At 70.6% G+C, this 24,831-nt stretch carries 25 protein-coding genes; 10 read left to right on the forward strand and 15 right to left on the reverse strand.

Features of this window, described 5'->3' with window-relative positions; genetic code table 11:
• Window positions 1-598: class F sortase (locus AC6EH9_RS13310; RefSeq protein ID WP_498423796.1), on the forward strand; the 598-nt coding region annotated here is incomplete at its 5' end.
• A 218-nt stretch (window positions 599-816) separates the two neighbouring features.
• Here AC6EH9_RS13310 and AC6EH9_RS13315 read toward each other — a convergent pair.
• The 9 genes from AC6EH9_RS13315 to AC6EH9_RS13355 all read right to left on the reverse strand — a co-directional run bounded on the left by AC6EH9_RS13315 (window position 817) and on the right by AC6EH9_RS13355 (window position 8,367).
• On the reverse strand, window positions 817-1,464 hold the full coding sequence (locus tag AC6EH9_RS13315; RefSeq protein ID WP_498423798.1) for a GNAT family N-acetyltransferase: 648 nt from the start codon (window positions 1,462-1,464) through the stop codon (window positions 817-819).
• Between the two features lie 183 nt (window positions 1,465-1,647).
• Window positions 1,648-2,574, reverse strand: a complete 927-nt coding sequence (locus AC6EH9_RS13320; RefSeq protein WP_498423799.1) for an urea transporter — start codon at window positions 2,572-2,574, stop codon at window positions 1,648-1,650.
• Between the two features lie 9 nt (window positions 2,575-2,583).
• Window positions 2,584-3,606 carry an urease accessory protein UreD gene (locus tag AC6EH9_RS13325; RefSeq protein WP_498423800.1) on the reverse strand — a complete coding sequence of 341 codons (1,023 nt, stop codon included), beginning with the start codon at window positions 3,604-3,606 and terminating at the stop codon, window positions 2,584-2,586.
• Window positions 3,603-4,238 carry an urease accessory protein UreG gene (gene ureG, locus AC6EH9_RS13330; RefSeq protein ID WP_498423801.1) on the reverse strand — a complete coding sequence of 212 codons (636 nt, stop codon included), beginning with the start codon at window positions 4,236-4,238 and terminating at the stop codon, window positions 3,603-3,605. The genes AC6EH9_RS13325 and ureG overlap by 4 nt, the downstream gene beginning before the upstream one ends.
• A gap of 46 nt (window positions 4,239-4,284) precedes the next feature.
• A complete protein-coding gene (locus tag AC6EH9_RS13335; protein ID WP_498423802.1) occupies window positions 4,285-4,980 on the reverse strand; it encodes an urease accessory protein UreF in 696 nt (231 codons plus the stop codon).
• Between the two features lie 10 nt (window positions 4,981-4,990).
• On the reverse strand, window positions 4,991-6,715 hold the full coding sequence (gene ureC, locus AC6EH9_RS13340; RefSeq protein ID WP_498423804.1) for an urease subunit alpha: 1,725 nt from the start codon (window positions 6,713-6,715) through the stop codon (window positions 4,991-4,993).
• Window positions 6,715-7,137, reverse strand: a complete 423-nt coding sequence (locus tag AC6EH9_RS13345; RefSeq protein ID WP_498423805.1) for an urease subunit beta — start codon at window positions 7,135-7,137, stop codon at window positions 6,715-6,717. Before AC6EH9_RS13345 ends, ureC begins: the two co-directional genes overlap by 1 nt.
• Window positions 7,138-7,188: 51 nt before the next feature.
• Window positions 7,189-8,058 (reverse strand): sirohydrochlorin chelatase family protein, encoded by an 870-nt coding sequence (locus AC6EH9_RS13350; RefSeq protein WP_498423806.1) that lies wholly within the window; start codon window positions 8,056-8,058, stop codon window positions 7,189-7,191.
• Window positions 8,059-8,061: 3 nt separating this feature from the next.
• Complete coding sequence (locus tag AC6EH9_RS13355) at window positions 8,062-8,367, reverse strand: urease subunit gamma (protein ID WP_498423808.1); 306 nt, start codon at window positions 8,365-8,367, stop codon at window positions 8,062-8,064.
• A 186-nt stretch (window positions 8,368-8,553) separates the two neighbouring features.
• Between AC6EH9_RS13355 and AC6EH9_RS13360 the strand changes: the two genes are divergently transcribed.
• The 4 genes from AC6EH9_RS13360 (at window position 8,554) to AC6EH9_RS13375 (ending at window position 13,772) form a co-directional block, all read left to right on the forward strand.
• Window positions 8,554-12,006, forward strand: coding sequence for an FUSC family protein (locus AC6EH9_RS13360; RefSeq protein WP_498423809.1), 3,453 nt, complete (start codon window positions 8,554-8,556; stop codon window positions 12,004-12,006).
• Window positions 12,006-12,491: a fluoride efflux transporter FluC gene (locus AC6EH9_RS13365; RefSeq protein WP_498423810.1), complete on the forward strand. Its 486-nt coding sequence runs from the start codon at window positions 12,006-12,008 to the stop codon at window positions 12,489-12,491. Before AC6EH9_RS13360 ends, AC6EH9_RS13365 begins: the two co-directional genes overlap by 1 nt.
• Entirely contained in the window at window positions 12,488-12,868 is a 381-nt protein-coding gene (gene crcB / locus AC6EH9_RS13370; RefSeq protein WP_498423811.1) for a fluoride efflux transporter CrcB, read from the forward strand. The genes AC6EH9_RS13365 and crcB overlap by 4 nt, the downstream gene beginning before the upstream one ends.
• A 106-nt stretch (window positions 12,869-12,974) precedes the next feature.
• A complete protein-coding gene (locus tag AC6EH9_RS13375; RefSeq protein ID WP_498423812.1) occupies window positions 12,975-13,772 on the forward strand; it encodes an SDR family NAD(P)-dependent oxidoreductase in 798 nt (265 codons plus the stop codon).
• On the opposite strand, the gene AC6EH9_RS13380 is transcribed toward AC6EH9_RS13375, so the two are convergent.
• Window positions 13,763-14,512, reverse strand: a complete 750-nt coding sequence (locus AC6EH9_RS13380; protein ID WP_498423813.1) for a GAF and ANTAR domain-containing protein — start codon at window positions 14,510-14,512, stop codon at window positions 13,763-13,765. The two genes, AC6EH9_RS13375 and AC6EH9_RS13380, sit on opposite strands and share 10 nt — an antisense overlap.
• Before the next feature lie 218 nt (window positions 14,513-14,730).
• On the opposite strand from AC6EH9_RS13380, the gene AC6EH9_RS13385 reads away from it, so the two are divergent.
• The 5 genes from AC6EH9_RS13385 to AC6EH9_RS13405 all read left to right on the forward strand — a co-directional run bounded on the left by AC6EH9_RS13385 (window position 14,731) and on the right by AC6EH9_RS13405 (window position 19,708).
• Entirely contained in the window at window positions 14,731-14,916 is a 186-nt protein-coding gene (locus AC6EH9_RS13385; protein WP_498423815.1) for a hypothetical protein, read from the forward strand.
• A gap of 116 nt (window positions 14,917-15,032) precedes the next feature.
• A complete protein-coding gene (locus AC6EH9_RS13390) occupies window positions 15,033-16,265 on the forward strand; it encodes a tyrosine-protein phosphatase (RefSeq protein WP_498423816.1) in 1,233 nt (410 codons plus the stop codon).
• 57 nt (window positions 16,266-16,322) lie between these two features.
• Window positions 16,323-17,291: an MsnO8 family LLM class oxidoreductase gene (locus AC6EH9_RS13395; protein WP_498423817.1), complete on the forward strand. Its 969-nt coding sequence runs from the start codon at window positions 16,323-16,325 to the stop codon at window positions 17,289-17,291.
• Window positions 17,292-17,329: 38 nt separating this feature from the next.
• Window positions 17,330-18,121 carry a sulfite exporter TauE/SafE family protein gene (locus AC6EH9_RS13400; RefSeq protein ID WP_498423819.1) on the forward strand — a complete coding sequence of 264 codons (792 nt, stop codon included), beginning with the start codon at window positions 17,330-17,332 and terminating at the stop codon, window positions 18,119-18,121.
• Window positions 18,122-18,181: 60 nt separating this feature from the next.
• Window positions 18,182-19,708 (forward strand): aminotransferase-like domain-containing protein, encoded by a 1,527-nt coding sequence (locus AC6EH9_RS13405; RefSeq protein ID WP_498423821.1) that lies wholly within the window; start codon window positions 18,182-18,184, stop codon window positions 19,706-19,708.
• Here the strand turns inward: AC6EH9_RS13405 and AC6EH9_RS13410 are convergent, their stop codons facing one another.
• The 5 genes from AC6EH9_RS13410 to AC6EH9_RS13430 are packed head-to-tail and all read right to left on the reverse strand — an operon-like array spanning window position 19,709 to window position 24,650.
• Entirely contained in the window at window positions 19,709-20,449 is a 741-nt protein-coding gene (locus AC6EH9_RS13410) for an SDR family NAD(P)-dependent oxidoreductase (protein ID WP_498423822.1), read from the reverse strand.
• Window positions 20,450-20,456: 7 nt separating this feature from the next.
• A complete protein-coding gene (locus AC6EH9_RS13415; RefSeq protein WP_498423823.1) occupies window positions 20,457-21,518 on the reverse strand; it encodes a taurine ABC transporter substrate-binding protein in 1,062 nt (353 codons plus the stop codon).
• 19 nt (window positions 21,519-21,537) lie between these two features.
• A complete protein-coding gene (locus AC6EH9_RS13420) occupies window positions 21,538-22,347 on the reverse strand; it encodes an ABC transporter ATP-binding protein (protein WP_498423825.1) in 810 nt (269 codons plus the stop codon).
• A gap of 60 nt (window positions 22,348-22,407) precedes the next feature.
• Window positions 22,408-23,298, reverse strand: a complete 891-nt coding sequence (locus AC6EH9_RS13425; RefSeq protein WP_498423826.1) for an ABC transporter permease — start codon at window positions 23,296-23,298, stop codon at window positions 22,408-22,410.
• Complete coding sequence (locus AC6EH9_RS13430; RefSeq protein WP_498423827.1) at window positions 23,295-24,650, reverse strand: aspartate aminotransferase family protein; 1,356 nt, start codon at window positions 24,648-24,650, stop codon at window positions 23,295-23,297. The genes AC6EH9_RS13425 and AC6EH9_RS13430 overlap by 4 nt, the downstream gene beginning before the upstream one ends.
• Window positions 24,651-24,831: the final 181 nt, after the last annotated feature.

Consider the following 24,831-nt stretch of genomic DNA (forward strand, 5'->3'; position numbering starts at 1 on the left):
GACCACGGCGAACGGTGCCGCGACGACGCGGTGCGGGCTCGCCGCGGAGACCACGACGGTGGCCAAGGCGCCCTACGGCGCTCCGGTGATCAACGGCGGGTTCTCCGGCACTCTGCCGCGCTCGGGCTCCGGGTCCGCGCGGGTGGCGCCCACGACCGTCCGGGGCCCGGGGATGGGGCTTGACGCGACGGTCGTGCCCACCACGATCAGGCGTGGACAGATGCGCCTGCCTACGAACGTGGCGGTCACCAGCTGGCTGCGCCGTTCGGCCGGGTTCGGGGACCGGATCGGCGCCGCGGTGGTGGCCGGTCACGTCTCGGACCGCGGCGACCGGCCGGGTGCGATGTGGGGCCTGAGCCGCGCCAAGAAGGGGCAGGTCGTGACCGTGGCCAAGGGCGGCAAGACCTACCGGTACAAGGTGAGCAGCACCGTGCGGTTCGACCGGACGCGGCGTCTGCCGCAGCGGTTCTTCGCCACGACCGGCGCGCATCGGCTGGTGCTGGTCAGCTGCACCGGGCGGGTGGTGTACGGCAACGGGCGCTTCCACTACACCAAGTACCAGGTGGTCATCGCCAAGCGAGTCGGCGGGCAGAGCTGATAAGTCGCCCTGGCTCCTCTGGCTGGTGCTCGTCGTAGCTCTTGGGGTGGCTGGTGCTCACGCAGTCTGGAGCGGAGTACAGCAGCGACCCCGGTAAAAGCCGACAGTGACGACGACGGCTTGGACGACGGATATGAGGATGCCAACGCCCACAGCAAGGGCCGCGCGGATAGCGGGCTGGGCGGCGTGGTCGGGCGGAGCGCAGTCTTGACCTAGGGCTAGCAGCCAAACATGGCGCGGGCCGCGTCCAGGCCCTCGACTGACACGCTCACTCGCTCAATGCCTGCCCACCGCTCGGCCGTCAGTCGTAGTCGGTCGGAGACGAGCACCTCTCCGTCGCGCGGGTCGCGGGAAACGCCATCGTGCTGGTAGCCAAGTCGACGTGAGACGCCCTGCGACGCGTGGTTGTCCTGAAACACCTCAGTAACGGCGTCGGTTGCCCCGAGATGGTCAAACGCCAGGCTCAGCAGCGCCGTCCGGGCCTCGGTGCCATAGCCCTGACCCTGGTGTTCTAGGCCGAGCCACGAGGAAGTCCCGACCTCACGCGCGACGGCGAAGTCGCGAGCCCGCAAGGTGACCGAGCCAATCGGCCCCCCGCCTTTGGTCGGAAATACGCCGAGGCTCAGGTACCAGTTGGCGCTGTCCCACTCGGCCAGGCATCCCCAGTAGTTCCGAAGCACGTACTCCGCCCGGTCTTGGGGTGTGCCCTCAGTCCAAGGCGTGAGGAACGGACGTTCGCCGTCACGGTGCACTCCGCGCGCGGCCAACTCAGCAAGCGCGGACAGTTCGTCACTGTCGGGGATGCGGAGGGTCAGGCGTGGGGTTCCGAGGCGGAGTTTCAGCGTCGGCCAGAGGTCAGAAAGCACCCTGAACCCTGGCACGCACTCGCTCCCGCTCACCACTCGGTTTCCAGGTCGAAAGGTGGCAGGCGTCGTTGCCCGGCTCTCGGCAGGGATTCCTTTGCATGGCTCGCCGGCAACCTTGCCTCCAGCGGCTCCAGGTCCGTCCCGGTCATCGGATGACCCTTGACCATCCACCTCCCGGCCTGATCATGGTCTCCGCAGGGCGGGGATGTAGGTCGCGATCACCAGCAGGACCCAGGTCGTGAGGATGTAGGGCCAGGTGTAGTGCGGGTCGCCGTAGAGGTCAGTCATCGCCAGGGTCGTCACCGCGGTGATCGCGGCTCCCACCGCGGCGTAGACCCAGGCGGCTGCCGTGCCGACGAGGAACACGGCGGCCAGCGCGATCGCGGTCAGCACACCGGAATAGCCGGAGAGCCCCTCGTTGATGGTCTCGGAGGTCTCGCCGAGCGCCCAGGCGCTCACCGTCCCGATCGCGCTGCCCATCGCCGCTGCCAGACCGACCTTCCACGACGCGATGAACAACCCGATCAGGATCAGCGCGCCCGACCAGACGCTGTTGACCAGCACCACCTCGGAGACGTTGGTCAGCAGCGAGCGCAACATCGACTCGCCCGTGCCGTCGCTGACATGGTGCGGGGTCGAGCGCACGTGCAGGCTCGTGGTGCAGGCGTAGATGATCCCCGCGACCGTGCAGAACGGCGCGGTCGTCGAGGGGAGCGCGAAGCGGGCGAGCGCCGGGGTGGCGAACAGCCATCCGAAGAACCAGGTCACCGGGGCGCAGGCCACGCCGCCGAGGACGGTCACCACGTAGGCCCAGCCCTGGTCGCCCAGCGCGGTGAACGCCGCGGCGCCGATGAGTGCGCCGTTGAAGCCCTGGAAGCCGATGGAGAAGTGATCGCGGTCGACCCGCAGCAGCCAACCGGCGAGCGTCGAGGCGACCGCCCCGATCACCACCAGCACGAACATCTGCCAGTCGGCCACCAGGAACGCGGCGAGGATGAGGAGCCCCGTCCAGACGTTGTTCTGGAAGAAGATCTGCGAGACGCCGCGCGGTACCAGGGACACCGCCTCGACCCAGCTCGTGGTGGGCTGCTGCGATTGCGAGGTGCTCATGGTCAGGCCTCAGTTCTTCCGGATGACCGGCGCGTGGCTGCCGGTGAGGAGGAGGCGCACCGCGGCCCAGGCCTCGGTGAGGGCGCGCTTGATGCCGTGGAGGTCGTCGCCCAGCAGTCGCACCCAGACGCCGGCGTCCCCGGGAAGCGCACTGACACCGAAGACGATCCCGGCGGTGGCGGCGGGCTCCAGCGTGCGGTGCAGCAGGTCGGCGACCTCGTTGACCGGGGCTCGTGCGGTCAGCACATAGAGCATCGACAGCACGTCGTGGTCGTCGAGCACGGCGAGGCCACCGGTGACGCCGTCCCTCGGGGTCAGCCGCACTCGGTCCAGTGCCACCATCGTGGCGTCGGGGCGGCGCACCTCCAGGTCGGTGGCGAGCACGGAGTACTGGTGGCGCTCGTCGCGCGCGAGCCGTCCCGACACCAGCGTCTCGCCGAGGACGAGGGTGCCTGTGGGATCCAGCGTCACCTGGGTGCGCTGGTAGAGGCGGGCATCGGCGAACGCGATCACCGGGTCGGGCAGGTACTCCACGAACGCGTCCGCGCCGACGGTGATGTTCGTCTGGGCAACGGCGTAGTCGTGCTCCATCTTCAGCACCTTGGTGTACGCCGCTGTGGTCACGTGCGCGGACGTCCCCGGGCCGAAGACCAGGTCGGTGCGCAGCCGGTCGCCCTGGACGATCCCCGGACCGGTGGACATCAGGTAGGTGTAGGCCATGTCCGGGCGCGCGGGGTCGTAGTAGAGCGGGTGCATGATCTGCAGCGGGGACTTCTGGTAGTGCCCGACGAGCTCGGTGGCGCGCTCGGTGCGCGCGAACTCGAGCTCTAGCAGCCCGACCTTGCCCGGGCTGCCCGAGGGCAGGGTGTCGGGTACGCCGTCGAAGCGCGCCACCTCCGGCGGCACCCGGGACGGCAGGTAGTGGGCCGGGTCGAGGCGGGGCCCGCCGTACCGGGGCGTCACCGGCGTCACCGGCGTCACCGGGGTCACCGCGGTCACCGGCACCGCGGCGGCAGCGGTCACGGAGGTCATCGCGTCAGCGCCGTGGGCCGCGCGTTCCACATGGCCAGGACCTGATCCTGCAGGGCGTCGACGCCCTCGCCGGTCAGCGAGTTGGTGAGGATCACCGGCCGGCCGTCGCGCACCCGGATGGCGTCGGACTCCATCACGTCCAGGTCGGTGCGGACGTACTGGGCGATGTCGATCTTGTTGATCACCAGGATGTCGGAGTCGGTGATCCCGGGCCCGCGCTTGCGGGGCATCTTCTCGCCCTCGGAGGTGTCCAGGACGAAGACGAACACGTCGGCCAGCGCGGGGGAGAAGGTGAGCGTGAGGTTGTCCCCGCCCGACTCGTAGAGCAGCGTGTCCACCTCGGGGTGGCGCTCGAGCATCTCCGCGCCCGCGGCCAGGTTCATCGTGGGGTCGTCGCGTACGGCGGTGTGCGGGCAGGCGCCGGTCTCCACGCCGACCACCCGATCGGGGTCGAGGATGCCTGCGAGCTCACGGCGTACGTGCTGGGCGTCCTCCTGGGTGTAGATGTCGTTGGTGATCACGGCGGGACGCCGGCCGACGGCCAGGAGCCGAGGCACCAGCGCCTCGGTGAGGGCCGTCTTGCCCGAGCCCACCGGTCCGCCGATTCCGATCCGCAGCACGTTCTCGCTCATGGGTCCACCTAGTCGTTGTCGTCGATCGGTTGTCGTGGGAGGCGCTTCAGCTCGCGAAGAGGCGGGCGTCCGCGCGTTCGTGCTGGGCGGACATCGCGTCGGCCATCGGCACGCACCCGCCCATGTCATCCAGGTCGCGGTGCACCGCGTCGGCGGTCGCTTCCTCGATCACCGGTCCGACGGCGTGGAGCACTACCTGGACCTTGCGGTGATCGAGCAGCCGCAGCCGCAGCGCCGCCCCGAGGAAGCTGACCGCGAACGCGGACATGTCGGAGGCGACTGCCTGGTGCAGGCCGACCCCGGTGGCGGCGTAGGCCACCGCGGTGGCCACCGGCTGGCACCCCGGCGTCTGCTTGGCCCGCACCGTGCGCTGCCAGCGTTCGAGGTCGGGGCCGCCGAAGGTCTCGACGGCGAGGTCGGTGAGCTGGTGTCCGCTGCGCACCGAGGCGCGGCGCATCTCGGCGTTGAGCTTGGCGGCGAACAACATCTGGTCCACCAGTTGCACCCGAGCCCAGTCCGCCGCGGTGACCGCCTCGTGGGCCCGGGCGAGCGCGGTGGCGTCGCCCGGGCCTACGGAGTGCAGCAAGATACCGCTCAGCAGAGCCTCGACCTGCTCGCCGGTGACCGCGCCCGCCTGGCTGTAGCCCTCCAGCCCGTGCGACATCGTGTAGAAGCCGCTGGGGAAGGCGGAGTCCGACAGCTGCAGGCTGACCAACAGGTCGCGGACGTGGTTCGCCGTCATTGAGGTGTCCTCAGGCCAGGAAGAAGAGCTGGTTCAGCGGCAGCGACTGAGCCGGCTCGATGTGGGCGGGCTGGCCGTCGAAGGTGACCTTGTAGGTCTCCGGGTCGACCTCGATCTGCGGCAGCGCGTTGTTGCGGATCATGTGCGCCTTGCCGATGTTGCGGCACCCCTTCACCGGCAGGACCTGACTCTCCAGCCCCAGCTGCTCGGGCACGCCGGCAGCGATCGCGGCCTGGGACATGAACGTGATCCGGGTGGTCCGCTGCGACTTGCCGTAGGCCCCGAACATCGGCCGGTACAGGACCGGCTGCGGGGTCGGCAGGGACGCGTTGGGGTCGCCCATCTGCGCCCAGCTGACGATGCCGCCCTTGATCACCATCTTCGGCTTCGCGGCGAAGTCGGAGATCGGCCACAGCACGAGGTCGGCCACCTTGCCGGTCTCCAGGGAGCCGATGTGCTGGCCGATCCCTTGGGCGATCGCGGGGTTGATGGTCACCTTGGCCAGGTAGCGCAGCACCCGGAAGTTGTCGTTGCCTTCCGCGTCCTCGGCCAGCTTGCCGCGCTTGTCCTTGCTGTGGTGGGCGGTCTGGAAGGCACGCGTGACCGACTCCCCGATGCGGCCCATCGCCTGGGAGTCCGAGGAGAACATCGAGATGACGCCCTCGTCCTGCAGCACGGTCTCCGCCGAGATCGTCTCCGCGCGGACGCGGGAGTCCGCGAACGCGACGTCCTCGGGGATGTCGTGCGAGAGGTGGTGGCAGACCATCACCATGTCGAGCAGCTCGTCGACCGAGTTGACGGTGTAGGGCAGCGTCGGGTTGGTCGAGGACGGCAGCACATTGGCGTGACCGGCGAGCTTGAGGATGTCGGGTGCGTGACCGCCGCCGGCGCCCTCGGTGTGGTAGGTGTGGATGGTCCGCCCGGCGATCGCCTCGGCGGTGTTCTCCACGAACCCGGACTCGTTGAGGCTGTCGGTGTGCACCGAGATCTGCACGTCGTACTCGTCGGCCACCGACAGGGCGGTGCTCAGCGCCGCGGGAGTGGTGCCGTAGTCCTCGTGCACCTTCAGGCTCGACGCCCCGGCGAGCAGCTGCTCGATGAGCGGCCCCGGCTGGGAGCAGTTGCCCTTGCCGTGGAAGCCCATGTTGACGTGGACGTCCTCGGCGGCCCCGATCATCTTGTGCAGGTTCCAGGGGCCAGGGGTGGTGGTCACGCCGTTGGTCCCGTCGGTCGGGCCGGTGCCGCCGCCGAAGAGCGTGGTGATGCCGTTGGAGAGTGCCGCCTCGGCCTGCTGCGGGGAGATGTAGTGCACGTGCGGGTCCATCGCGCCGGCGGTGACGATCAGGTGCTCGCCGGCGAGGAGCTCGGTGCCGGCGCCGACGATGAGGGCCGGGTCGACCCCGCTCTGCAGATGCGGGTTTCCGGACTTGCCGATCCCCGCGATCTTGCCGTCCTTGATGCCGATGTCGCCCTTCAGGACTCCCAGGATCGGGTCGAGGATCACCGCGTTGGTGATCACCAGGTCCAGGGCGCCCTCGGCGCTCGTGGTCTGCGGGTCGGCACCCATGCCGTCACGCGCGGTCTTGCCGCCGCCGTAGACGATCTCGTCGCCGTAGTGACCCTCGTTGAAGTCCTTCTCGATCTCGATCACCAGGTTGGTGTCGGCGAGCTGGACGCGGTCGCCGACGGTGGGTCCGAACAGGTCGGTGTACTGCTTGCGCGCGATGATGGCCATCAGTTCTTGCCCTTCTTGGTCGAACCCTTGGCGGAGGTCGAGCTCTTCGGCTCGCCGTCCTGGAATCCGCGCTCGCGCATCAGCTTCAGCGCCGCGGTCTTGGTCGCCGGGAGGTCGAGGCCGCCGTTGACCAGGCTGTTGAAGCCCCAGACCCGCCGGGATCCGGCGTAGGCGGTGAGGGCGACCTCCCGGGTGTCGCCGGGCTCGATCCGCACGCCGGTTCCGGCGGGGACGTCCAGGTGCATCCCGTAGGCCTGCTCGCGATCGAAGAGCAGCGCGCTGTTGACCTCGAAGAAGTGGAAGTGGGACCCGATCTGTACGGCGCGGTCGCCGGTGTTGCTGACGGCGATCGTGACGCTCGGGCGACCGGCGTTGATCTCGATGTCGTCGTCTCGGTGGTTGTACTTGGGGCTGCCCAGCATGGGGAATCCCTCCGTCTTCGGGCGCGCTGAAGACCGCGCTCCCGCGGGCGTTCAGTGGGGCGAGGCCAAGGCCTCGTCGGGGGACGGACCGCTCGTCGGCGGCGTCTCGTGATGTGCGTGATGATCAGCGTGGTGATGGTGGTGCTGGGCTCCGTCGCCACCCTCGAAGGCGTGCGAGTGGGCGTAGCCGTGGCCATGGTCGGCCAGGAGACCGGCGGCGATGCCGTCGCGGCCGTGGCTCAGCTCGTGCTCGGCGTCGGCGACGCGTCGGCGCACCACGTCGAGCATGGCCTGCTCGGAGAGCAATGGGCCGAAGAAGTACGTGTCGGCGGGCAGGTCTCGCGGGGCGGTCCGGGCGAACCCGGCCGGCACCACGACCACCTCGGGGGCACCCAGCTGCCGAACGCGTCGTACGGCGTGCGCCAGGTCGGCGTGGTCGGCCAAGCAGGCCACCCCGACCTCGACGCCGGCCCCGTGGGTGCGTACCAGGTGCGCCACCCGGTGCAGGTCGGCGTCGTCGAACGGGTCGGCCGCTGGCGCAGCGATCAACACCGCCGCGCCGGGGTGCTGCTGGGCCGTCCGGTTGGCGGCGCGGCGCAGCCACGAGACCAGGTGGTCGGGGGTGCCGAAGTCGGCGCACAGGGCCAGCCGACCGGCTCCGGCGCCGGTCGCGAGCCAGCTGAGCGTCTTGGCGGTGTCGGCGACCATGCGCGGGTCCCGGCCCCAGGTCATCGGCAGCACAACCGCCTTCGCCTCGGTGGCCAGGATCGTGATCAGGGCATCCTGCAGGGCGCGCCCGGACGGGGTGACGACGGCCTCGGGCAGCAGTTCCAGCAGCGGCGCGAGATCAGCGGCCTGGCCGCTCTCGTGTCCGCCGACGAGAACGGTGGTGACCGGGTCCTGCCCGCCCGAGAGGCGCATGGGTCACGCGGCCACGGGGTCGTGGCACGAGACGAGCTTGCTGCCGTCGACGAAGGTCGCCTCGACCTGGAGCAGGGAGAGTCGCTCCCGCACGCCGTCCATGCAGTCGGCCTCGGAGACCACGTGCTTGCCGAGCTCCATGCACTCGGCGACCGACTTGCCGTCGCGCGCGGCCTCCAGGATCGCCTCGCAGATCAGTGCCTGCGCCTCGCTGAGGTTGAGCTTGGTGCCACGATCTCGGCGGCGACGGGCGAGGTCGGCGACCTGATAGATGTACAGCTTGTCGAGCTCTCGAGGAGTCAGGTTCATGGTTTTCGACGACCTTCCGCGTAGAGGCTGGCCGGCACTCCCGGTAGTGGGTGTGTCCTAGATCACGGTACCCGCGATCGCAACTTCGACAAGTCTGGCCAGATCCCGATCGTTTGTGTGCTAATGGCTTGTATGTCACTGCCGCGCACCGGACTGCTCCGCTATACGGGCGGTTAGCCCGTCTCGATGGAGAATCTCTGGTTGGCTCTCGGGATCGTCGTCCTCGCGGCGACGCTGCTCGACGTCTTCCTGACGGCCCTCAACTTCGACGAGGCGGGGTTCATCGCGGGCCCGCTGAGCCGGATCCAGTGGCGTGTGCTGCGCCGGTTCACCCGGCGCATGCCACGGCGCTGGCGCCCGGTCGCGTTGCGCCAGGTGACCGGGCTGCAGATCGTCGTGATCATCACTGCCTGGCTGTTCGGCGTGATCCTCGGCTTCGGGATGATCTACCGGGGACTGATGTCGCGCGCGGCGTTCTCGGTGTCAGGCACGGACGCAGGTCTCACGCTCTTCGACGCGCTCTACTTCAGCGCGGCCCAGATGGCGACCGTCGGCGGCTCCTCGCTCACCGCCGAGACCGACCTGCTGCGGTTCCTCAGCGTCGCGGAGACGTTCAGCGGCGTCATCCTCGTCTCGCTCATCCTCACCTTCCTCCTCGGCGTCTACTCGGTCATCGACGACCTCAACGCCCTGTGCCGCCACTTCTTCACCGCCGAGCGCGGGGCGGGTTCGGTGCCGGCGAGCCTGGTGCCGTTCTTCCGTGCCGGCGAGCCGAGCGGCCTCGACGGCCATCTCGACGGCATCGCCGACTCCTTCTCGTCCTACGTGGACGGGATCCGGCTGCACCACGCCGCCTACTACTTCCAGAGCGGGCGGGACCAGTTCGCGTTGCCCTATGCCGTGCGGATGCTCGGGGGGACCATCGGCGCGTTGCGCTGGGGCCTGCCCACCGGGCACCCGGCCTCGACGGAGCCGGGCCTGGTCCCGCTGACTTTCCAGTTCCTCGAGTTCGGGGAGTACCTCGAGCGGACCGTGCCGTGGAAGAACCTCGCGGTGCCCGAGGTGGTGGCCCTCGAGGAGTTCACTCGGATCGCCCGCGCCACCGGGCGTCACACCGAGGACGTGTGGGTCGCCCGGTTCCTGCAGCTCGACGCCGCCATGGCCCGGCTGGCCGGGATCGAGCCGCTCGCCGACCCCGACGACGCCTACCGGCGCTACAGCGGGTGGCTCCCGTTCGCCTTCCGCGCCGAGCAGATCACGCTCGCGGTCAGCGACGACCTCGACTACCAGCCGGTCATCGTCTCCACCCGGCCGGTGTCGCTGCTGCGCCCGGACGACGCACTGATACGCCGCACCGTCGAGGACGGCCTGGCGCCGGCCCAGCTCGTGGTGCGCGAAGACCGCACCCGGATGTGGCGACTGCCTGCATTCCTGCGCCGGCACCTGGCGCAGACCGACCCCGGCTATGCGCGGCTGCGGATGGCCGGGCGGGCAATCATCGCGGCCGTCGCAGCGGTCGCGCTGCTGTTCGTCGTCTTCGAGGTGGTGGAGCGGACCGCGGTCGAGCCGGCGGTGTTCGGGGGCTTCGTCGCGATGCTGAGCTCGAGCTCCGCCGTCGGACGGACGCCGCGGGAGCGTCGGATCACCAGCATCGTGGTGGTGGTGCCGATCGTGGCGGTCGTGCTCCTGGGCGCGCTCGCGACTGAGGCCGTGTGGCTCACCGACGCCCTCCTGGTGCTGGTCGCCGCCCTCGCCGTCTGGGCCAGGCGCTACGGCCCGCGGGGGATGGCCCTGGGGCAGGCGGCGTTCATGGTCTACTACTTCGCGCTGATCCTGCGCCTGGAGCTCTCCGACGTCCTCGACTACGTCCTCGCGGCCGCGGTGGGGGTGGGTCTGGGATTCCTGGTCAACCACGTCCTCGTCCCGGAACGCCCGAAGGCGGTCCTGCGCAGCGGCCTCCAGGGGTTCTCCGGGCGCCTCGTGTCGTCGATGGACGTGCTGCTCGACGCCGTGTCATGGGCTCGTTGGGACCACGACATCCGCAAGCACGTCGAGTTCGAGGTGCAGGAGGTCCGCCACCACGCGGCTTTCGTCGGGGGACAGCTGAGCGCCGACGAGAAGGTGATCGGCGTTCCCGCCGAGCGGGCCGCCGCGCTGCGGTTGCGACTCTTCGACACCGAGCTCGCCTTGATGAGCCTCGTCTCGGCAGCCCGGGAGCTCGCCGGCGTCAGCGTCTCCCTGGAGGCGCGAGCCCGGTTGGCCGGTCGCATCGAGCTGTTGCAGGCCGACCTGGCCGAGCTCGCCGCACCACCCGCATCCGGTGCCGGGCACTCCGACGCGGCCCCGGCAGAGCCGGCGCGGTGGACCCACGAGGACCCGCCGCCAGCCTGGCCACGCGCCGCCCGGATTCTCCACCAGTCCATCGACGAGATGCACGAGGTGGCACGGACGCTGCGGGCTGCCGCAATCGCCGCTCTTGACCCCGCGATCTCCTACGACGTCCCGCTGAGCGCTGAAGAGCAAGAGGACGAGCACGAGGCGGTGGCGGACACCACGGGGATGCCGGTGTTGAGCGAGGCATCGGCCGGTACGGCGTCGTCGGGCCGCCAGCTTGCCGCGCCGGAGACCCATCGAGCCGTCCAGGCGGGGGTGACCACCGCGGTGTCGCTGGGCGTCGGTTGGCTGGTCTCCTCGAGCCACCAGTACTGGGCGACGCTGTCGGCGTACCAGGTGCTCGGCGACACCGACGGCGAAACCTTCTTGAGGGGCGCTAGGCGCGTGGTGGGCACGGTCTTCGGGGCGATCGTCGGCTTCGGGATCGCTCTGTCCGGCGCGGGGATCACCGCAGTCCTCCTGCCGCTGCTGGCCGTGGCCGTCTTCGCTTCGACCTACTACCGGCAGGTCGCCCCGGCGATGTCGACCTTCTGGACCACGATGATCTTCGCGTTGCTCTACGACTACCTCGGCGGTCTCACCACGCTGGCGCTGGAGCAGAGGGTGCTCGAGACCATCCTCGGAGCGCTCGTCGCCCTCGGTGTCGCTGCCTGGGTACTGCCGGCGCACACCAGGACCGTGCTGGACAAGGACGTCGCCGTCCTGGTTCGCGACGTGGACGCGATCGTCGCCGCAAGCATGACTCGACTCTCCGGGGGGTCCAGCAGCGCGCTGCCGGCCTTGCGGCAACGGCTGCTCACGACCAGCCAGCACGTGCGCACGATCACCGCCACGGCCGAGCCGATGCGGCGAGCACCCGGCGCGCTCGGTCCTGGCGGGATCGAGGGGCGGCTGACCGCTTTGTGGTCGCTGACCAACCACACGCGGCGCCTGGTCCGCGCGGCCGAGCGTGCGGTGGCGGCCGGAGTCGGGCCCGACGCCCAGGACTGGGACGGCCTCAGCCGGGCCACGAGCCAGAACGTCGCGGCCTTGGTCTCGGGCCTGGAGGGAGAGCTGCCGGGTGGTGTGGTGCCCGAGGTGGCCCAGTTCGAGGTCGATCGGTCCACTCCGGCGGCTCGAGCCGTCGATGACGTGGTGCGCGAGTTGGCGCGGGTCAACCAGACCCTGCTGGCACTGTTGGAAGCGGCCTCACCCGGCGCCGTGAGCGTCGCCGATCTCAGACAAGCGGAAGGGACGGGCGTGTGATGTCAGATGCGGCGAGCTCCTCGGGGAGCCAGGCACGACGAAAGCGGTCCCCACGACCGGCGTACCTGCAGGCCCCCTCGATCGGGCTGGTGCTGCTGGGAGGCGGCATCGGGGCGGGATGCCGCGAGGTCCTCTCGCGCGAGATACCCAACTTCGACGGAGTTCCGGTGGTGGTCCCCGTGGTGAACCTGATCGGCGCCTTTCTGCTCGGGCTGCTCTACGAGGGCCTCACCCGCAGGGATCCTGGGCGCACGCGGACCGCCCAGCTCAAGGCTCTGCTCGGGACCGGCTTCTGCGGCGGGCTGACCACCTACAGCTCGCTGGCGACCGATAGCGCGGTGCTTCTCGACGATGGCCGGATCGGTGTCGCGCTGGCCTACGCCCTGGGGACGGTGGTGATCGGCGCCGGCGCCACGATCCTCGGCATCGCGGCCGGGGCGCGGCTGCGGCCACGACCGACCGGCACGGAAGGGGTGGGCGCATGAGCCTCGGTCTGTATCTGCTGCTGATCCTCGCCGGCGGCATCGGCGCCTCGTTGCGCTACGTGCTGGACGGCCTGATCAAGGAGCGCACGACGAAATCGGCCTTCCCCTGGTCGACGGCGCTGATCAACCTGACCGGCTCGCTCGCGCTCGGCTTCCTCACCGGGCTGGTGGTCGACCGAATCGCCGACACCGATGTCAGCGCAGTCGTCGGCACCGGTCTTCTCGGGGGGTACACGACCTTCAGCACCGCCAGCTACGAGACCGTCCAGCTCGTGCGGAAGAAGCGCCTCGGGCTGGCGCTCGCCTACGGGATCGGGGTCCTGGTGGCCGGTGTGGGGCTGGCGCTCCTGGGCTACTACTACGGATCTCGGGTGTAGCGCCCCTCTGGGGCCACCTGGAAGGACATCGACGTAACGACGGTGCTCTCTCCGGCCTCGCGAAGGATCTGCGCATGAACGGCGATCGGTCGGTTACCGCAGCCAGATGACGAGTCCGACAGACACCAGTCCTCTTGCGGTCATCACCGGTGCCTCCACCGGCATCGGCCGGGCGTTGGCCCGGGAGTTCGTCGACCACGGCTTCGACGTCGTGATTGCCGCCCAGGAGCCCGCCATCCATGAAGCGGCGGGCGAGCTGGAGCGCTCGGGCCGTCAGGTGGTGCCGGTGCAGGTCGACCTCGCTCGCGCCGAGGGCGTGCAGACGCTGGAGGAGGCGATCCTCACCCTAGGCCGGGTGCCCGCGGCCGCGGCGCTCAACGCCGGCGTGGGCGTGAACGGCCGATTCGACCAGACCTCACTCGAGGACGACCTGAACCTGGTCGATCTCAACGTCAGGTCGACGGTCCACCTGGCCAAGCTGCTGGTGCGGCCGATGGTCGCGCGCGGCTCGGGCCGGCTGCTGGTCACGTCGTCCATCGCGGCCGTCGCGCCGGGTCCCTACCAGGCGACGTACGCCGCGTCGAAGGCGTTCGTGCACTCGTTCGCCGAGGGCATCCGTGAGGAGCTCAAGGGGACCGGGGTGAGCGTCACCTCGTTGATGCCGGGGCCGACCGACACCGAGTTCTTCTCCCGGGCAGGCATGGAGGACACCAGGATGGGCCGGATGGACAGTAAGGACGACCCGCGCGCGGTCGCCAAAGAGGGCTTCGAGGCGATGATGGCCGGCCGTTCGAGCGTGGTCCCGGGTTCGTTCCGCAACCGGCTGCAGGCCGAGCTCGGCACCCACTTGCCCGACGCGCTCGCCGCCCCGCTCATGGCCCGGATGACGAAGCCTCAGGACTGATCCGGCGAGCCGCTCCAGTCGGGGAACTGAGGCGGCTCGCCCAGCGCCCTCGCCTTGTCGTTGGTGATGTCGACGACTTCCTGGGCGATGTCGCGGAGCTTGATGTTGCTGGTCTGCGACGCGCGGGCGAGGAACTGGAAGGCGCGCTCCTGATCGATCTGGTAGCGCTCCATGATGATGCCGGTGGCCTGCCCGATGATCTTGCGGGAGCCCAGGGCCTGGTTCAGCTGGTTCTCCTGGCGAGAGCGGCCCAGCGCGATGGAGGCGTGGGTCGCGAAGAGCTCGGCGAGGTGGACGGCGTCGGGGTGGATGGTGTCGGACTCGGTGGAGCAGAGGTGGAGACCGCCCATGGTCTCCCCCTCGGTGTAGAGGCGCAGCGCGAGCTGCGAGCGCAGCCCCAGCCTGACCGCCTCGGGCATGTAGCGCGGCCAGCGCGTGTCGTGGCGGGCATGCTCGACGAGGACCACAGGGGCGCTGTACACGGAGTCGACGCAGGGCCCCTCGCCGAGGCGGTACTGCAGCTCATCGAGCTCCCACACCAGCTGGTCGGTGCCCGACATCGTCTCGATCCTGCCGTCGCGGTGACTGATCGAGATGCCGACGTGGTCGAAACCCGGGAGCGACAGCAGGGCGGTGTGGACGATCGTGTCGAGAGTGTCCTCGAGGGTGCGTGGACTGTTGATGGCCTTGGCCGCTGTGGCCAGTGCGTCGGCGATCTGGGTGGCGGGCTGTTCGGTCATAGACGTCTCCGGAGTGTCCCAGACGAAGCGCTCGACGAGACACGTGACGGCTGGCGACGATGGGCCCGTGCTGTGGACTCGCCCCCACCCTACGCCGCTCCGGCCGCATCCAGAGGCGACCGGAACCCCAGTGTGCGCCTTGATCCCCGGCCTAGAGTGGCTACAAGACGTCAAGCCCTCGGCGTCGCGTAGCCCACGCATGGTCGAGGAGCGTAGCGATGGCAGAGTCCACGCCTTCCGGCAACGAGATCGATCAGGCGCTGGTCCACCACTTCATCCGGTTCGCCGGCCACCGGCCCAGCGACGAGGAGCTTCGCCGCTACCTGCAGACGAGCGAACGCCCGCCGTACAAGCTGTCGGCGCGGGTCCGGCGCCAGTTTGCCCACTGGATCGTCCGTTCGTGAGCGCCGCCGCTGGATGAGCCGGCGTCCCGCTGAGCAGGAAGTCGTCCTCGCGGCACCGTGCGTCTCCTAGGTTGGCGTGACCCGCCTCACAGAGGTCCGCCTGGAAAAGGAACTCGATGCACAAGCCCGGCCACATCGTCACCTGCGCGCTCGCTGCCCTGTCCACACTCGCGCTCGGCCTGCCGGCGACGGCGGCTGCGCCGGCTTCGCCGACACGCCAAGCCAGCAGCCCGACCGAGTCCAGCACGGCAGTCCCGAAGGAGATCGAGGTCGTCCGCACTGCCGGCGGCAGCTACTCGGTGACCTGGAACGGCGCAGGGAGGCACCGTGTCTACGCCAGCACCAAGGCCGCGAACCCGTCCAGGAGCGGACAGCTCGTCGGCACGAGCAAGTGGGGCTCGCTCAGCGTCAAGGGCCTGAGCGATGGGGCGCGCTGGTACTTCGAGATCGCCTCACCGGCAGCGGTGAAGGCCGCTCGGGTGACCAAAAGGGTCCGCCGGAACGGCAAGACCAAGGTGGTCAGGACGATCAGGGACGTCAGGGGAGTCGTCGCGGCGACGCGCGGCCTGGGACTCGACAGCGTCAGTAACGCACGCGACCTCGGCGGGCTCGAGACGGTGGACGGACGCTCGATCCGTTGGGGAGTGCTGTTTCGCAGCGAGGCGGTGACGGCTCCGACCGTCCGCGACCAGGCGATCCTGGCGAAGTCGAGGCTGCAGCGCTCCGTCGACTTCCGCTCCGCCTCCGAGGTGGCCAAGAACGGCGCGAACCGATATCCCGCCTCGGTCACCGAGCATTCGGTGGGTTTGCTCGACGCCGCCACCGATGCGCTGTCCCTCGCCATCCAAGGTGCCCTTCGCAGCGGCGACCCGCAGGTCGTCCGGGACCTCCTCGGTGACGGCAAGGCCGAGAGGATCGCCCGAGACGGTGTGGTCGACCTGGTGCTCAGCCAGGCCGGTCGTGACGGTTTCGCCCAGATGCTGCGCGTGCTGGCCAAGGACAAGGGGGTTCCCCTGATCTTCAACTGCACCGCCGGCAAGGACCGCACGGGTGCCTTCGCTGCCATCGTGCAGCGGCTGCTGGGCGTCTCCGAGCGCGACGCCATCACCGACTACGAGCTGTCCAACGTCTACCGCAGGTCCGCCAACGAGGCGACCTACACGCGTCTGGAGGCCATCGGGGTGGACCGCCGGATGCTCGAGCCGCTGCTGGAGCAGGACGGCGACAACCTGGCCAGCCTGTTCCGCGCCATCGACGAGGCGTACGGCAACCTCGACCGCTTCCTGACCCGGGGCCTCGGCCTGGACACCAGGACGATCAGGGCGATCCGGGCGAACCTGCTGATCTGAGGTGACTCGTCGGCTCCGCCGGGGAAGAGGGGGACTCCACGTCGCGTTGACACGGGCGTGAGGCTCTCGTTGCTCGACCGGTCCAGGACCCGCGCCGGCCTGCCCGAGGCGGAGGCGCTGACGGAGACGGTGGCGCGCGCCGTGCACGCCGAGGAGGTCGGCTACGAGCGCTACTGGGTGGCCGAGCACCACGGCGTTCCTGGGATCGCGTCCGGTGCACCGGCGGTACTGCTGGCCGCCGTCGGCGCACGCACGTCACGGATCCGGATCGGGTCGGGTGGGGTGATGCTGCCGCTGCACCAGCCGTTGGTGGTCGCCGAGCAGTTCCTGGTCCTGGACGCGCTGCACCCTGGCCGAGTCGATCTGGGGCTGGGCCGCTCGCTCGGCTTCACCGCACCCGTACGTCGTGCGCTGCGACGCGACGTCGACGCGCCGGACTCCTTCGAGCACGACCTGGAGGAGCTGCGTGGCTACCTCGAGGGCAGCGCCGAGGTGACGGCGCGTCCGGCCACGCGGGGGCGGGTCCCGATGCACCTGCTCGCCACCGGGCGCGGGGTCGACGTGGCGGCACGTCTGGGGCTCCCGGTGGTGGTGGGCGGTCCGATCCTCGGCTCCGACGAGCTGCCCGAAGTGCTGGGTCGCTACCGGCGGCAGTTCCGTCCACACCTCGACAGCACGCCGCGGGTGACGATCTCGCTGGACGTCCTGCTCGCCGAGGACGACGCCACCGCCCGCGAGGTGGCGCTTCCGGAGGCCTGGGCGATGGCGATCTCGCGTCGCGACGGGGAGTTCGGGCCGCTCGAGCCTGCGGCCACCATCCGGGCCAGCACCTGGTCGGCTCAGCTCGCGCGGCGAGTCGAGGCCTCCCTGGAGCGTGCCGTGGCCGGCGGACCAGCGACCGTGCGGGGGCGCCTGGGCCCCCTGATCGAGCGCACCCACGCCGACGAGCTGATGTCGAGCGCCTCGACGTACGACCGTGACGCGCTGCTCGCCTCCGACACGATGCTGCGTGATCTCCTTCGCTGAGCCCACCGTGGCGTGAGGCGGCGTGAAAGGGTCGCCGGGTGGAGTGGCAGCGAGACGCGGTGGGGTTGCTTGCCGGATTCCTGCTGGCGGTGGTGACCTCGCCGGTCGGCGTCTCCGGCGCGGTCTTCCTGCTCCCGGTGCAGCTGAGCGTCCTGCAGGTCGCCCACCCCCAGCTCACGGCGACGAACCTGGTCTACAACGTGGTCTCCGGCCCCGGGGCGTTGATCCGCTACGCGCGGCAACGCCAGCTCGAGTGGATCCTGATCGGCCGCCTGACGATGGGGTCGCTGCCCGGCGTCATCCTCGGCGCCGTACTGCGTGTGTACGTCGTCAGTGACCCGCTGGTCTTTCGGCTGCTCGCGGCAGCGGTGCTGCTGCCGACCGGCCTGGTCATCCTGCGCCGCAGGCGGGCACCCTCCCGGGCGAGGCCGCCGCTGCACCCCCGAGCCGTGACGTCGCTGGCCTTCGTCGTCGGCGTGGTCGGGGGCCTGTACGGCCTCGGCGGTGGCTCCCTCCTCGGGCCGATCCTCGTCGGATCGGGGATGTCCCTGGCGGTCGTCGCGCCGGCCGCTCTGGTGAGCACCTTCCTCACCTCCGTGATGGGCGTCGCGACGTTCGCCGTCCTTGCCACGGGTGCGCCCGGCAGCGTCGGCCCCGACTGGAGCCTGGGCGTCGCCTGTGGCCTCGGTGGGCTCGCCGGCGGGTACCTCGGTGCCCGGTTGCAGCCCCATCTGCCCGAGCGGCGCCTGCGCGACCTGCTCGGCCTGCTGGCGGTCGGGCTGGCGCTGATCTACCTCGTCCAGGCCGCGGTGGGACCGATCGAGCGCTGACGCCGACCCCGCGCCATCATGAGGTCGACGACCGCCGTCAGGGGAGGGGAGCGAACCGCCGTGGAGAGCTCGACCGAGGTGCCGGCGACCGGGACGCCTCACGACGACGGCGCCTGGGTCCTGACCGGGGGCCGCGAGCCGCTGCACCTGCAGGTGCAGGCTGCCCTGGAGAGCGCACTTCGTCGGGGTGACTTCCCGTCCCACCGACCCATTCCCTCGAGCCGCCTGCTGGCCGAGAGCTTCGGGGTCTCGCGGAGCACGGTGCTGACCGCGCTCGACCGGCTGGTCGCGGTCGGCCTGCTCACCAGCCGACCGCGTTCGGGGTTGTACCCGGTCCTGTCCACAGGCCAGGGCGGGCCGGACGCGGGGGGAGCCCTCCCACCGAGCCCGGACCTGGGCCCCGCACCCTCGCCGGTCCAGTGGGCGGATCACCTGCTGACCCAGCGGGACCCGTGGCAGGCGAAGTCCGTCAGCGACCCCGACTACGCCGAGTACCCCTACCCGTTCCTGCCCGGACAGCTCCTGCCGGGGAGCTTCCCGGCGCGGGCCTGGCTGCGCGCGACCTCGCAGGTCTTCGACCGGGCGAACATCCTGCACGGACTGCGCGACTCCGCCGACGCCGACGACCCGCTGCTGGTCGAGACCCTGATCGCGCACGTGCTGCGACGCAAGGGCATCGAGGCCACGCCGGACCAGGTGCTGATCACCTCGGGAGTCCAGCAGGCCCTCTCGCTCCTGGCCGGGGCCCTGCTGGATCGCGGTCGCACGGTGGCGGTGGAGGACCCGGGGTACGTGGACGCCGCGCGGATCTTCTCCAGGACCGGCGCGCGGATCGAGCTCTGCCCCGTCGACGCCTCCGGGGTGCTGCTCGACGACCGCGCGGAGGTCGACGCCGTCTTCGTCACCCCGGGACATCAGCATCCGACGAACGCGACGCTGTCGGCCAGGCGTCGCGCCGAGCTGCTGCGACAGGCGCAGCTGCGCGACTTCATCGTGATCGAGGACGACTTCGACTCCGAGCTGCGCTTCCGGGGCGCCCCGACGCTCTCGATGCGCGCCAACGACCGGACCGGCCGGGTCGTGTACCTGGGGACGTTCTCGAAGTTCCTGGCGCCGGCTCTCCGGCTCGGATACGTGGTGGCGCAGGAGCCGCTGATCGCCGAGCTGCGCGAGCGCCGCTACCTGGCGACCAAGCATCCCTCGGGCATCGACCAGCGGGCGCTGGGCCTGTTCATCGCCTCCGGGGAGTACGACCGGGTGCTCGCCAAGCACCGCCGCTTCCTCAAGCGCAACTGGCAGCTGGTGCGCGAGGCACTGGCGGCGCACTTCCCGTGGCCGGTGGATGACATCCCCGAGGGCGGGCTCAGCCTGTGGGTCACCGGCCCCGCCGACTTCGACGCCGGCGCCATGGCACGCCGGGCGCGTGAGCTCGGCGTCCTCGTCATCCCCGGGGAGCGCTACTACCTGCGTGCCGACCCGCCGAGGAACTCCTTCCGCCTGGGGTTCAACTCGATCAGCCCCGACCGGATCGACGCCGGGATCCGTCTGCTCGCCCAGGCCGCTCGGGAGGTGGGCCTGCCGGGCTGATCACGCCCGGTGGACGACCTGGGCCGAGGTCTGGTCCCGAGCCAGCATCAGGATCTGGTCGATGTTGACGTGGGAGGGGCGGGTGACCACCCACCGCACGGCCTCGGCGACGTCGTCGGCGCTGAGCGGGGTGACCCCCGCGTAGACCGCGGCGGCCTGGCCGGCGTCGCCGCGGAATCGCACCAGGCTGAAGTCGGTGTGCACCATGCCGGGGTCGATCTCGCACACGCGCACCGGTTGCCCGAGCAGCTCGATGCGCAGCACCCGGGTGAGCGCCGCGACGGAGTGCTTGGCGGCGTTGTACCCGGCCCCGCCCCGGTACGGTTCCCGGGCCGCGATGGACCCGATGTTGACCACCTGGCCGTCGCCGGAGGCTGCCAGGCGCGCCAGCAGGGCCTTGGTCATCCGCAGGGTGCCGAGCACGTTGGTCTCGAACATCCACCGCCAGGCATCCACGTCGGCCTCGGCGACCGACTCGGTCCCCAGGGCGCCGCCGGCGTTGTTGACCAGCACGTCCACGGGTCCCACCGCGTCCGCGAACGCGTCCACGGAGTCCTGGTCGGTCACGTCGAGAGGCAGCGCTCGGCCGCCGCACTCGGCAGCCACCTCGGTGAGGCGCTCGAGGCGCCGTGCCCCGAGCGCCACGTCGTACCCGGCGCGGGCCAGGGCTCGGGCGGTGGCCGCCCCGATGCCGCTGCTGGCCCCGGTGATCACGGCGACGGGCTTGGTGCTGGTGTTCATGGGTCTCCTATTCGGTGATGCTCGCGGATGCGTCGCTGTGCACCGCGTCGGTGTAGTGGGCCACGTCAGCGGGGGCGTCGATCTCGCCCTGACGAGCCAGGAAGGCCGCGGTGTCGGCCATCACCTGACCCAGCTGCCCCCCGAAGTAGGTGTCGAGCTGCTCCTGGGCGGTGAGGTAGGTGGTGCCGGCGAGCTGGGTCTCGACCACGGAGAGGTCCGCGCCCATCTCCACCGCGAGCGACTCCGCCGCCAGCGACGGGTCCTCCTGGATCAGCTTCACCGCCCAGTCCTGGGCGCGCGTCCAGGTCTCGAGGAAGGCGGGGGTCTTCTCGAGGAACGCCGCCGAGGCGACGCTCAGGTCGAAGGTGGGAGCGCCCATCTCGGCGACCTCCTTGCCGGAGAGCAGCTTCGTCCCGTCGGCGAGCAGCTCGCCCAGGGTCGGGTCCCAGATGTAGGCGGCGTCGATCTGGTCGCCCTGCCAGGCCCCGACGATCGCCTCGGGTGCGAGGTTGATGATCTTCACGTCGCGGGCCGGGTCCAGCCCGGCGTCGTCGAGGGCGGCCAGGAGGCTGAAGTGGGCGGTCGAGCTGAACGGCACGCCGATGGTGGCGCCCTTCAGGTCCGCGACGGACGTGACCGACGGGTCCTTGGCGACCAGCGCCTCGGCCTCGCCGATGACGTCCTGGACCCAGACGACCCGTACGTCGAGGTCGAGTGGCGCGGAGACTGCCTTGACCGCCGGGCTCGAGCCGACGGTGCCGATGTCGACGGAGCCCGCCGCGAACGCCTGGACGACGTCGCCGCCGGAGGCGTACTGGTTCCACTCGATCTGCGCCTTGGGCAGGCAGGCCTCCAGGATCTGCTGGTCCTTCACGACGAGGTCACCGACCGGCAGGATCTGGAAGGCCACCCGGATCTTCCCGGTCACGGTCTCGTCGGCCTGCCACGGACACTCGGTCGCGGACTCCGCGTTGGCCTTTTCGGTGGCCTGCTCACTGGAGGTGCAGCCGACGCCGAGGGTGCAGGCGGCGATCGCCAGGGACAGGCCGGCGAAGCGGGAGAGGGTCATCGGTGCGCCTTTCGTAGGGTCACTGGGGGAGGTCCTGCGCCGCGTAGATGGCGCTGGAGATCTTGTCGCGCAAGGCCACGAACTCGGGTAGCGAACGGAGCTCGGCCCCGACCTCCGGGCCGGCGAGCGCGACCCTCTGATCGAGGATCACCCGCCCGGGCCGGGCGCTCATCACCAGCACCCGGGTGCCGAGGAAGATGGCCTCCTCGACGCTGTGGGTGATGAACAGGACGGTGTTCTGCTTCTGTCGCCAGATCTGCAGCAGCTCGGTCTGCAGGCGCTCGCGGGTGAGTGCGTCCAAGGCGCCGAACGGCTCGTCCATCAAGATGATCTCGGGATTGTTCGCGAGGACGCGGGCGATCTGGCAGCGCTGCTGCATGCCGCCGGACAGCTCGTAGGGCTTGCGTTCGAGGAACTGCTCGAGCCCGACCAGGGTCAGGAAGCGCTCGGCGAGGGCACGTCGCTCCGCGGCCGGGACACCGCGCAGTCGCGGTCCGAGCTCGACGTTGCGGCGGACACTGAGCCAGGGGAACAGGTTGGGCTGCTGGAAGACGACCCCGCGGTCGGGTCCGGGGCCGGTGACGGCGCGGTCACCGACTTGGAGCTCCCCGGTGGTGGGGGCCAGGAAGCCCGCCACCAGGTCCATCAGGGTCGACTTGCCGCAGCCCGAGGGGCCCACGATGCAGACGAACTCGCCCGGCTCGATGACCAGGTCCATCGTGGAGACGGCGCGGACCGTGTCGCCGTTGTCGCTGGTGAAGTCCTTCGTGACACCGGTCAGGGTGATGCGTGGTGCGTCGGCGGTGGGCAGGGTGGCGGGCATGGACATGGCGGCCTCTGTCGGGTGGGCGGCGAGCATCGACGGGGAGTGGCGGTACGGGGGAGTGGCTCAGCTCTTGGCCTTGCCGTGCCAGGGGACGAGCAGGCCGCCGAGGAACCGCAGGGCGGTGTCGAGGGTGATGGCCGCGATCCCGATGACGACGATGCAGGCCAACACCAGCGGGGTCTGCAGCTGGGTCCCGGAGATGTAGGCCAGGCCGCCGATGCCGGGGATCCCGTTGTTGAGCTCGGCGGCCACCACCGTGGTCCAGGCGAAGCCGACCGCGATCCGCACGCCGGCGACGATGTCCGGCAGCGCCGAGGGGAGGACCACGTGCACCAGCACCTGCCAGCGCGAGGCGCCCAGCGACTCGACGGCGTGGATGCGTGAGGGGTGGATGCCCCGCACGCCGGCGATGGTGGCCATCGTGATCGGCGGGAAGGCCGCCAGGAACAGCAGCCAGATCTTCGAGACGTCGCCGATGCCGAACCAGACGATCAGCAGGCCGATGTAGCCGAGCGGGGGCAGCGAGCGCAGGAAGTTGAGGTAGGGGTCGAGCACCCTGCCCAGGCGGTGGACGGTGCTCATCGCGAAGCCGAGCGCGATCCCGAACACGACGGCGGCGCTCACCCCGACGCCGATGCGCTGCAGGCTGGCCAGCAGGTGCTCCCACATGAAGTGGTTCTGCGCTCCGCACGCCACGCGGTCAGAGCCCGCGCTCACCGGGTTGCACGTGTTGGCCTCCACGAAGGCCGACCAGACCGCGCCCGGGCCGGGCAGGATGAGGGCGTCGACCAGGTCGGCAGCCGTGACACCCCACCAGATCAGCAGCAGGCTGCAGAACCCGGCGAGATGGACACCCGCTCGGCGCAGTCGGGGGACCCAGCGCGCCGGGCGCCGCGGAGGCGCCGAGCCGGGGGAGGTGGTCTCGGTGGACGCGGGGACCACGAGCGTGCTCATGCGGGGGCGCCGGCGGTGAACTCGTCGGCGACACTGAGCGCCTCGTCGAGGATGGCCAGCCCCTCCTTCGCCTCGATGTCGCTGAGGTTGAGCGGTGGCGCGAGGTGGATGCGGTGCATGTTGTTGAACACCAGCAGGCCGGCCTCGCGTGCCGCGCTCAAGGTGCGCGCCACGGCCGGGCTCGACCCGCCGTACGGCGCCAGCGGCTCCTTGGTCGCCCGGTCCCGGACCAGCTCCAGGGCCCAGAACGCGCCCAGCCCGCGCACCTCGCCCACGCTGGGATGCCGGGCGCCGATCTCGGCGAGCGCCGGGGCGAAGACCTCGGCGCCCAGGCGGGCGGCGTTCTCCACGACGTGCTCGTCGGTCATCGCCTGGATCGTGGCCACCGCAGCGGCGCAGGCCAGCGGGTGCCCGGAGTAGGTCAGGCCGCCGGGGAACGGACGGTGGTCGAACGTGCGGGCGATGGAGTCGCCGATCAGGACCCCGCCGAGCGGCACGTAGCCGGAGTTCACTCCCTTGGCGAACGTGATCAGGTCCGGGGTCACGTCATAGTGCTCGACGGCGAACCAGCGACCGGTGCGGCCGAAGCCGACCATCACCTCGTCACAGATCATCACGATGCCGTAGCGGTCGCAGATCTCCCGCACCCCCGCCAGGTAGCCGGGAGGGGGTGGCATCACGCCCGAGGTGCCCGGGACGGTCTCGAGGATCAGAGCGGCGAACGAGTCGGGGCCCTCGAAGCGGATCAGCTGCTCGAGGTGCTCCAGGGCCCGGGCGGACTCCTCGGCCTGGCTGGTGGCGTGGAACTCCGTGCGGTACAGGAAGGGCCCGAAGAAGCGGACGGTCCCCGAGGTGCCGCGGTCGCTGGGCCAGCGCCGCGGGTCGCCGGTGAGGTTGATCGCGGTCTCGGTCGCCCCGTGGTAGCCCCGGTAGGCAGCCAGGACCTTGTGCCGCCCGGTGTGCAGTCGCGCCATCCGTACGGCGTTCTCGACGGCCTCGGCGCCACCGTTGGTGAAGAACACCATGTCCATGCCCTCAGGTGCCGCCTCGGTGATCAGGCGGGCGGCCTCGGAGCGTGCCGCGTTGGCGTGGGCGGGCGCGATCGTGCACAGCTGAGCGGCCTGGGCCTGGACGGCGGCGACGACCTTCGGGTGCTGGTGGCCGAGGTTGGTGAAGACCAGCTGCGAGGAGAAGTCGAGGTAGCGGCGGCCGTCCGCGTCCCACAGGTACGAGCCCTCCGCCCTGGAGACGACGAGGGGATCGAGCTCCTTCTGGGCGCTCCAGGAGTGGAACACGTGACGCCGGTCCAGCTCGTAGGTTCGGCGGCCGGCCGGGTCGGCGGGGGCAGGCATGGCGGTCTCCTCGGGGTCGGCCCCCGCTGTTCTGCTACCAGCGGCCGGCCCCTTGATCCTGGGAGATCCGGAGGCGGCGCAGAAGATCCAGCGCTCGAGCCCTTTTGCGCACCAGCCGCAACACCACGGCAACCTTGTGTCCCACCTGTTACGTGCGGGCAGGGGCGGCACCGGCCGACAG

The organism is Nocardioides sp. Z21_20, assembly GCF_059766585.1.

Coding starts and splice junctions, on each gene's coding strand:
- AC6EH9_RS13320 (WP_498423799.1), bottom strand. CDS start 2,574: ATGAGCACCTCGCAATCGCAGCAGCCCACCACGAGCTGGGTCGAGGCG.
- AC6EH9_RS13325 (WP_498423800.1), bottom strand. CDS start 3,606: ATGACCTCCGTGACCGCTGCCGCCGCGGTGCCGGTGACCGCGGTGACC.
- ureG (WP_498423801.1), bottom strand. CDS start 4,238: ATGAGCGAGAACGTGCTGCGGATCGGAATCGGCGGACCGGTGGGCTCG.
- AC6EH9_RS13335 (WP_498423802.1), bottom strand. CDS start 4,980: ATGACGGCGAACCACGTCCGCGACCTGTTGGTCAGCCTGCAGCTGTCG.
- ureC (WP_498423804.1), bottom strand. CDS start 6,715: ATGGCCATCATCGCGCGCAAGCAGTACACCGACCTGTTCGGACCCACC.
- AC6EH9_RS13345 (WP_498423805.1), bottom strand. CDS start 7,137: ATGCTGGGCAGCCCCAAGTACAACCACCGAGACGACGACATCGAGATC.
- AC6EH9_RS13350 (WP_498423806.1), bottom strand. CDS start 8,058: ATGCGCCTCTCGGGCGGGCAGGACCCGGTCACCACCGTTCTCGTCGGC.
- AC6EH9_RS13355 (WP_498423808.1), bottom strand. CDS start 8,367: ATGAACCTGACTCCTCGAGAGCTCGACAAGCTGTACATCTATCAGGTC.
- AC6EH9_RS13360 (WP_498423809.1), top strand. CDS start 8,554: ATGGAGAATCTCTGGTTGGCTCTCGGGATCGTCGTCCTCGCGGCGACG.
- AC6EH9_RS13365 (WP_498423810.1), top strand. CDS start 12,006: ATGTCAGATGCGGCGAGCTCCTCGGGGAGCCAGGCACGACGAAAGCGG.
- crcB (WP_498423811.1), top strand. CDS start 12,488: ATGAGCCTCGGTCTGTATCTGCTGCTGATCCTCGCCGGCGGCATCGGC.
- AC6EH9_RS13375 (WP_498423812.1), top strand. CDS start 12,975: ATGACGAGTCCGACAGACACCAGTCCTCTTGCGGTCATCACCGGTGCC.
- AC6EH9_RS13380 (WP_498423813.1), bottom strand. CDS start 14,512: ATGACCGAACAGCCCGCCACCCAGATCGCCGACGCACTGGCCACAGCG.
- AC6EH9_RS13385 (WP_498423815.1), top strand. CDS start 14,731: ATGGCAGAGTCCACGCCTTCCGGCAACGAGATCGATCAGGCGCTGGTC.
- AC6EH9_RS13390 (WP_498423816.1), top strand. CDS start 15,033: ATGCACAAGCCCGGCCACATCGTCACCTGCGCGCTCGCTGCCCTGTCC.
- AC6EH9_RS13410 (WP_498423822.1), bottom strand. CDS start 20,449: ATGAACACCAGCACCAAGCCCGTCGCCGTGATCACCGGGGCCAGCAGC.
- AC6EH9_RS13415 (WP_498423823.1), bottom strand. CDS start 21,518: ATGACCCTCTCCCGCTTCGCCGGCCTGTCCCTGGCGATCGCCGCCTGC.
- AC6EH9_RS13420 (WP_498423825.1), bottom strand. CDS start 22,347: ATGTCCATGCCCGCCACCCTGCCCACCGCCGACGCACCACGCATCACC.
- AC6EH9_RS13425 (WP_498423826.1), bottom strand. CDS start 23,298: ATGAGCACGCTCGTGGTCCCCGCGTCCACCGAGACCACCTCCCCCGGC.
- AC6EH9_RS13430 (WP_498423827.1), bottom strand. CDS start 24,650: ATGCCTGCCCCCGCCGACCCGGCCGGCCGCCGAACCTACGAGCTGGAC.